This is a genomic window from Sulfuricurvum sp. (assembly GCF_022759005.1).
Lineage (GTDB): Bacteria > Campylobacterota > Campylobacteria > Campylobacterales > Sulfurimonadaceae > Sulfuricurvum.
In genome coordinates, this window is record NZ_JAEMQA010000071.1 from 1 (window position 1) to 3094 (window position 3094).

At 40.6% G+C, this 3094-nt stretch carries 4 protein-coding genes; all 4 read right to left on the reverse strand.

Annotated features, from left to right (window positions below; translation table 11 throughout):
- Positions 1-55 precede the first annotated feature (55 nt).
- Genes JHC35_RS04630 through JHC35_RS04645 form a run of 4 tightly spaced genes read right to left on the reverse strand, consistent with a single transcriptional unit; the run spans position 56 to position 2922 of the window.
- On the reverse strand, positions 56-865 hold the full coding sequence (locus JHC35_RS04630) for a DUF3187 domain-containing protein (protein WP_295042466.1): 810 nt from the start codon (positions 863-865) through the stop codon (positions 56-58).
- A 2-nt stretch (positions 866-867) separates the two neighbouring features.
- A complete protein-coding gene (locus JHC35_RS04635; protein WP_295042468.1) occupies positions 868-1209 on the reverse strand; it encodes a hypothetical protein in 342 nt (113 codons plus the stop codon).
- Between the two features lie 44 nt (positions 1210-1253).
- Complete coding sequence (locus JHC35_RS04640; RefSeq protein ID WP_295042470.1) at positions 1254-2303, reverse strand: HAMP domain-containing sensor histidine kinase; 1050 nt, start codon at positions 2301-2303, stop codon at positions 1254-1256.
- A complete protein-coding gene (locus tag JHC35_RS04645) occupies positions 2290-2922 on the reverse strand; it encodes a response regulator transcription factor (protein ID WP_295042472.1) in 633 nt (210 codons plus the stop codon). Before JHC35_RS04645 ends, JHC35_RS04640 begins: the two co-directional genes overlap by 14 nt.
- Between the last annotated feature and the right edge of the window lie 172 nt (positions 2923-3094).

The following is a 3094-nucleotide window of genomic DNA, read 5'->3' on the forward strand; positions in this document are numbered from 1 at the left end:
GTCGGATCAAAACGTCATGGGTGGCCGGATGTTTGCGTTTTTTTGCAGGTAATCTCTAAAAATAATAGCCAAGGCGTACAGATCCATCGTGATCACTCGCAGAGTCGCTTAATCCATATCGGTAATCAAGCATCGTGAACCAATGAGTATTCAGTTGGTAAAATAGGCTTACTGAAGCAGTTTTTATGGTTGATGTACCGACATACATACTTTGAGCCTGTGCGTATGACGCACTGAGTCGTGTTGTGTCGTTGAAGGCATATCCAGCACCTGCATAAAATGAGTGGGTATTTTGATACTGTAGTGTATTGGGGACATTGGTGTCGTTGACTAATGTGTAGCTGTATCCAGCAAAAAGATTGGTATCGTCGCTTAGGTCATACTGCAGATTAATAGAACCTTGATAGTCAACGGCTTCATTATGGTAGCCGCTATTGTAAGTTGGCAGTAAAACACCAATTCCCGTTTGTATTGTAAAGCCATTTTCAAAGGATGATTTATAATAAAGAGCGATGAGCGTATCACCTAAACCACTTTGTGTAAAGCTTGGAGAGGAGGATTTGAAATAAGATCCTGCAAACTGGACCCATATATTACCGTTGAAGTAGTCGGCTTGAAGTGTTTGAGTTAAGGTGTCGGCTTTTTCTTGTGAGGCATAATTTATTTGTGAATAGCCGGAACCTACGATAATGTCATAATGGTCAGAAGATTGCAATGATCGTATGGTGCATCCACTTGCATTTACAAGATCGCTAAATGGTGTGTTCATGCATTGGTCTTGAGCATCATCTACGCCATCCATATCACTGTCAATGGCAAATAGGCATCCACTCAACAATAATGGTAATAAAAGTATCTTTTTCATGATCAACGTCTCATGCGTGGAAATTGTGTGGTCATGGTATCACCTGAACGTTGAATAAGGTTCCCTTGTTGTATAGACTGAATTTGCTGTATTCGTTGGCCAATAGGGCATGTTCCTAGATTCATAGATTTACCGCCCATTTCTGTTTGAAGGGCGCTGATTGCATCGGCACGTTCCTCTTCATTCATGGAAGCAATCTGTATTTTCAGTTTATTCATCAACAGGGCACGCTCTTGAGGAGATGCTTTTTGGATCGCTTGGATTTGCTCATTAATAGAGTCTGTTCCATAGAGAAGTGAAACGCTGAATATCACTGCTGTAAGTCCTGTTGTTAATGTATTCATTAGATATTCCTTGAGTCTGATATGGGAATTATAGTACAGGAGTATTAGCGCTGTGTTAGCGCTTGAAAATTTAGAGCGAAAAGGCTTCCTGATCCTAAGGTACTCTTGACATAGATAGAAATATGCATCGTATCACAGAGTTTTTTGACGATGTGTAAACCTATTCCTAAGCCTCGCTCATGCTCTTTATAAAAACGGTCAAATATTTTTGCAGTATTTTTAATCCCTTTACCATTATCGCGAATCACTATGATTGTACTAGAAATATCTATCCAGACGGACCCCTGTGGGTTGTTGTATTTTGCTGCATTGCTCAGTAGATTATCGAAGATGCGAATAAGGGCATCCCGATTGGCATGGACGACAAGCGATGATTTCTCTAGATGAAATGTAATATCCGGATAAAGCCGCTCCACGATAGAAAGACGATCTTGTAAAAGACTGGAAAGTTCAATATTCTCTTGCTGCAGTTCGTGCCCGTCGAGATAGCTGCGAAGATTATTACTAAGTGATGTGATTGCCTGAATACTGTATTCTATACGCTCAACTTTTTTTGTCTCGCTTTGGGGTACCTTTAGCCTAGAAACATTAAGTCGAAGTGAAGAGAGGGGAGTGTTAAGGTCATGCAGAATATCGCGGCTAAATTCTTCTGTGAGTTTGAGTGCTTTGCGCAGAGGATAAAGTGCGTAGAATGAGAATAAAAAAGAGAGAATACCTATTGCCACTATGGCCCCAAGATAGTATTTTATAACAGTGATTTGGATTTGATGCAACCGCTGTGTGTAATGTTTTTGTGTAAAACGAAGCTTGAGAGCATAAGTGTCATTTTTTGGGATTGTAAACAAGGCATACAAGCCTTTAGGCTCCGATGTGAGTGTATAGAGCTTGCTCGATTGCAGAGGGACAAATTCAAATTCAAATTCGCTGCATTTCAGATCAAAACTGCACAGCTTCATTTGATTAAAGAGGGTTATCTCAAGCGATTGCTTCTCTTTTAAGTACTCAAAATAGGCGAGAAATCCACTCAAAATAGCCAAAGATAGGAAGAAAACCAAAAAACTTTTACGAAAGGACTCGATCTCAGCGTGTTTCAATACGGTATCCTATCCCTCGAACATTGAGGATTTCCCAGCCTGTTGTTTGTTTGAGCTTATTAATAGCAACTCTAAGTGCAGTATCACTTGGGTGTTCCATAAGATCAAAGAGACTCTCTTTGGTGAGAGTACGTCCGATGTTGGTGATAAACAGACGCAGTAATGGCAATTGAACATCTCCTAGAGTGATCAGTGATCCATCTTTTGTGACATCGTTTGTTTTCGGATTGTAGGTGATTGTGCCCCAGTGAATGGTTTGGTTGACTTTGGCAAATTTAGCTTCAATGCGTACGAGCAGTTCTTCAGGGAAAAAGGGTTTTTTGAGATAATCGTCAGCCCCTAACGAGAAACCTTTGGTAATAGAGGAAATATCGCTAAGGGCACTAATAAAAATAGTCGGTGTCGAATCATCAGCCTCACGTAATTGTTCTAAAAGCTCAAATCCGTTGATATCAGGAACATTAACATCAAACAGATAAAGGTCATAGGAGTGGTCAAAAGAAAGTTGTGCAGCGTCATCACCGCTTCGAGCCCAGTCGACAGTATAATGTGCTTCACACAGCATCTCTTCAATGCTTTCTCCCAAAACAAAATCGTCTTCTAGCAACAGTATGCGCACATGTTCTCCTAAATGCTTTAGTAGGTCACTGGATATAGTCCCATTAGAAGTATAGCAAGTGATCTTTGTGAGGACAAGGGAAGAATATCCCTTGTTGCCGTTCGTATTATCTGCTTCGATTCATACGTCCAGCCATGTTTTGTTGCATAGACTGCATACGGTTTTGCATTTG